The sequence below is a fragment of the Pantoea eucrina genome, assembly GCF_002095385.1.
Lineage (GTDB): Bacteria > Pseudomonadota > Gammaproteobacteria > Enterobacterales > Enterobacteriaceae > Pantoea > Pantoea eucrina.
In genome coordinates this window covers 1-4,171 of the sequence record NZ_MIPP01000081.1, presented here as the reverse complement: position 1 = coordinate 4,171, position 4,171 = coordinate 1, and the positions used below count along the sequence as shown (strand labels likewise).

Here is a 4,171-nt window from a genome sequence, read left to right as displayed (position 1 = left end):
TGCAGAAAAGCAAAAATTCCCTGCTAAAAACATCAAAACCCCCACTCCTGGTTAGTCAATCGGGTAAACTACGGCCAGATTACTCAGTAAAGGCCGTGAAATGTCCAGCCCAGGTACCTCCCTTAAAGCATGTAATACGCTCGGTCTTGAGATCGACGCACAATCGCTGATTATCGCTGATAGCGCAGAAGCCATTACCGCAGCGTGGCACTCCAGCCAGCAGCGCAATCAACCCTTTATTATCCTCGGTGAAGGAAGCAATGTTCTGTTCCTCGAGGATTTCAACGGCACCGTCGTCGTTAATGCCATCAAAGGTATTCAGCCTGAAGAGCATGAAGAAGCCTGGCATGTGCACGCTGGCGCCGGTGAAAACTGGCATGAGTTAGTGGAATATACCCTGAAAAAAGGGATCCCTGGCCTGGAAAACCTGGCGCTCATTCCCGGTATGTCAGGCTCCGCTCCGATCCAGAATATCGGTGCCTATGGCGTAGAGTTTAAAGATGTCTGTCACTATGTCGATGTACTGCATCTGCCTACATCAGCCACTAAAAGGCTCTATCGTGAAGAGTGCGGCTTTGGCTATCGCGATAGCATATTTAAACACGCGCTCAAAGATGATTACGTCATCATCGCGATCGGACTGCGCCTGATGAAAGCGTGGAAACCGGTACTGAGTTATGGCGATCTGGCAAAACTTAACCCGGCGACGACTACCGCCTGGGATGTCTGCCATGCTGTATGTCAGATGCGTCAAAGCAAACTGCCCGATCCGCGCGTTACCGGAAATGTGGGCAGCTTCTTTAAAAACCCGCTTGTTTCAGCTGAGCAGCTGACAGAGCTGCTCGCGCAGTGGCCTGCGATACCACACTATCCTCAGCCTGATGGCGAGGTAAAACTGGCGGCAGGCTGGTTAATCGACCAGTGTCAGCTTAAGGGCTTCAGCGTAGGCGGCGCCGCCGTACATCGCCAGCAGGCGCTGGTTCTGATCAATCAGGATCGCGCCACGCCGCAGGAGATTGTTGCGCTGGCACATACGGTGCGGCAGCACGTGGGTAAGAAGTTCAATGTCTGGCTGGAACCCGAAGTGCGTTTTATCGGTGCCAATGGTGAGCGTAATGCAGTTGAGGTTATTGCATGAAAGATCAAAGCGTTCCTCTCAAGCTGGCTGCGTTGCTGGCTGACGGTGAATTCCACTCAGGTGAACATCTGGGTGAAGCGCTGGGCATGAGCCGTGCTGCAGTTAATAAGCACATACAGACTCTGAAAAGCTGGGGTCTGGATGTCTTTACTGTGACAGGAAAAGGCTACAGCCTGGCTGCGCCTCTGCAGCTGCTGGATGAAGCGCTTATCCATGCTCATCTGGAGAACCCGGGTATCGCCGTTATTCCGGTTATAGACTCAACCAATCAGTATCTGCTTGATCGCATGGATCAGCTTGAGTCAGGTTTTGCCTGCGTTGCGGAGTATCAGCAGGCGGGACGTGGACGCCGCGGACGTAAATGGTTTTCGCCTTTTGGAGCCAACCTCTATCTGTCGATGTACTGGCGTCTGGAGCAGGGGCCAGCTGCTGCGATGGGGCTGAGCCTGGTCATAGGGATTGTCATGGCGGAAGTGATTCAGTCCCTTGGCGCTGAAAATGTCCGTGTGAAGTGGCCAAACGATCTCTATCTTAACGATCGTAAACTTGCTGGCATCCTGGTTGAACTCACCGGTAAAACCGGCGATGCGGCGCAGATTGTTATGGGTGCAGGCATCAACCTGGGAATGCGGGGTGAAGGCACTTCAGAAATCAATCAGGGCTGGATCAACCTGCAGGAAGCGGGCGTGACTATCGATCGCAACCAGCTGGCAGCCAGTATCATCAACAGTCTGCGTGCGGCGTTACCGCTTTTTGAGCGCGACGGTCTGGCTCCCTTTATTCAGCGCTGGGAAAAGCTGGATAATTTTATCAATCGTCCGGTTAAATTACTGATTGGTGAGCGCGAAGTTTACGGTATTGCGCGCGGGATAGATAAGCAGGGTGGCCTGCTGCTGGAACAGGAGGGAGTGATTAAATCCTGGGTTGGCGGGGAGATCTCACTCAGGCCAGATAACGGCTAGCCACAGCACTATGATAAAAGCCCTGCGCGCAGGGCTTTTTGCTGTTACTTCCTCAGCCTTACGCTCTGAACGGCGTGGTTAGCCTCTTTAGTCATAATCAGGCTGGCGCGCTCACGCGTTGGCAGAATATTTTCTTTCAGGTTAAGACCGTTGATTTCCTGCCACAGCCCGCGCGCAATGTTAACGGCATCCTCTTTCGGCAGCTGCGAATAGTGATGAAAGTAGGAATCGGGATCGCTGAAAGCACCTTCACGGAATTTCAGGAAGCGGTTGATGTACCAGCGTTCCAGTAAGGTTTCCGGAGCATCCACATAGATTGAGAAATCCACAAAGTCAGAAACAAATACGTGATGCGGATCGTGCGGGTAGTCCATACCGCTCTGCAGCACGTTAAGCCCTTCCAGAATCAGGATATCAGGCTGCTCAACCACTTTATCGCCGTCAGGGATGACATCATAAATCAGATGCGAGTAGACCGGTGCCGTGACCTGGCTGGCGCCCGACTTGAGGTCGGAAACAAACTTTACCAGGCGATGCATATCGTAGGACTGCGGAAACCCTTTCTTCTTCATCAGACCGCGCTCTTTCAGCACGGCATTCGGATGCAGGAAACCATCAGTGGTGATCAATTCTACTTTGCGATGTTCCGGCCAGCGGCTCAGCAGCGCCTGCAGCACGCGCGCAGTCGTGCTTTTTCCGACGGCAACGCTGCCGGCAATGCTGATGATATAAGGGATCTTTTGCCCGTTGGTACCGAGAAACTGTTCCAGTACGGCCTGACGTCGCAAATTAGAACTGATGTAAAAGTTCAGCAGACGTGATAGAGGAAGATAGATCTCAGCGACCTCATCAAGAGAGAGATCTTCATTGATACCGCGCAGGCGCTCCACTTCACGCTCATCCAGTGTCATAGGCACTGAGTCACGCAGCGCAGCCCACTGCTGCCTGTCAAATTGCAGATAAGGGGTGGTCAGTGGCGTTGTTTTTCTACTCATAAGCATATATCTGACCGCAAAGTGTGGTTCATCCCTGCCTCATCATGAAGCGTCCTGAACGCGATTGCGCGTCATAGAAGATAAATTAACGGAAACAGTGGGCAGGAGGTTAACACCAGTGTCACTTTAAACAGAAGCAAAATGATGATCGTGCGAGCGCTTTCGCAGAACACGCCACATTTTTTTCACCTGATGGAATGAAAAAAGCTGTGTTTTTCTATCAGCCTCTAAAAAAACCAGTAAATAGTTTAACCCCGGGCAGTTCAGTCAAAGAGAAAACAGAGCGTAGCCGCTGAACGCGGTGGTGAACATTTGTACCAGATATGAGTGAAGAAGCTACAGTAATGCCTGCTGTTGAGAGCTTTTGCACAAATAGTAAGCAAAAGAATAAAAATGATGATTTTCTTGTTGCATCTCGGAGCCGGTCTTCCTAGAATGCGCGTCACTTGATGCCGGCTTAGCTCAGTTGGTAGAGCAACTGACTTGTAATCAGTAGGTCACCAGTTCGATTCCGGTAGCCGGCACCATCAAGTAGGTGGGATTCCCGAGCGGCCAAAGGGAGCAGACTGTAAATCTGCCGTCACAGACTTCGAAGGTTCGAATCCTTCTCCCACCACCATCTCAGCCTCCTGGTTGGGCATCAGGTAAGAGTTTACCTGATGGGTGAGTTCAACTCTCTCACCTCCGGATTCAGATTGCACATCTGTGTGGTCAGGGTCAGTCGGAAACTCTGACTGGCTCGAATAGTAAAAGGTCTTCTTTTATTATTCAAAAGCTACAGAAAGAACAGGTAGCCGAGTTCCAGGATGCGGGCATCGTATAATGGCTATTACCTCAGCCTTCCAAGCTGATGATGCGGGTTCGATTCCCGCTGCCCGCTCCAGATGTGCTGATATGGCTCAGTTGGTAGAGCGCACCCTTGGTAAGGGTGAGGTCCCCAGTTCGACTCTGGGTATCAGCACCACTTCCTTTATCTCTCTCCTGATTCTCTCTCTGTAAAACTAACATCGGGCACTGCCTGGTTAATGTGACGATATCTTTGATATATTCGTGTCTTAGAGGGACAAGCGATGGCT

General features: G+C 51.4%; 3 protein-coding genes and 4 tRNA genes. 6 read left to right on the top strand and 1 reads right to left on the bottom strand.

The features are described 5' to 3' along the window. Positions 1-100 precede the first annotated feature (100 nt). The gene (gene murB, locus HA43_RS18385; protein ID WP_094112320.1) at positions 101-1,138 is read left to right on the top strand and encodes a UDP-N-acetylmuramate dehydrogenase; all 1,038 of its coding nucleotides are present in this window, start codon (positions 101-103) and stop codon (positions 1,136-1,138) included. After that, positions 1,135-2,100 (top strand): bifunctional biotin--[acetyl-CoA-carboxylase] ligase/biotin operon repressor BirA, encoded by a 966-nt coding sequence (gene birA / locus HA43_RS18380; protein ID WP_094112319.1) that lies wholly within the window; start codon positions 1,135-1,137, stop codon positions 2,098-2,100. Before murB ends, birA begins: the two co-directional genes overlap by 4 nt. Positions 2,101-2,144: 44 nt before the next feature. Here the strand turns inward: birA and coaA are convergent, their stop codons facing one another. Then, positions 2,145-3,095 carry a type I pantothenate kinase gene (gene coaA, locus HA43_RS18375; protein ID WP_039385682.1) on the bottom strand — a complete coding sequence of 317 codons (951 nt, stop codon included), beginning with the start codon at positions 3,093-3,095 and terminating at the stop codon, positions 2,145-2,147. Positions 3,096-3,546: 451 nt separating this feature from the next. On the opposite strand from coaA, the gene HA43_RS18370 reads away from it, so the two are divergent. The 4 genes from HA43_RS18370 to HA43_RS18355 all read left to right on the top strand — a co-directional run bounded on the left by HA43_RS18370 (position 3,547) and on the right by HA43_RS18355 (position 4,059). After that, positions 3,547-3,622 (top strand) — tRNA-Thr (locus HA43_RS18370). Between the two features lie 7 nt (positions 3,623-3,629). Continuing rightward, a tRNA-Tyr gene (locus HA43_RS18365) sits at positions 3,630-3,714 on the top strand. 189 nt (positions 3,715-3,903) lie between these two features. Further along, positions 3,904-3,978 (top strand) — tRNA-Gly (locus HA43_RS18360). Between the two features lie 5 nt (positions 3,979-3,983). Beyond that, positions 3,984-4,059, top strand: a tRNA-Thr gene (locus HA43_RS18355). Positions 4,060-4,171: the final 112 nt, after the last annotated feature.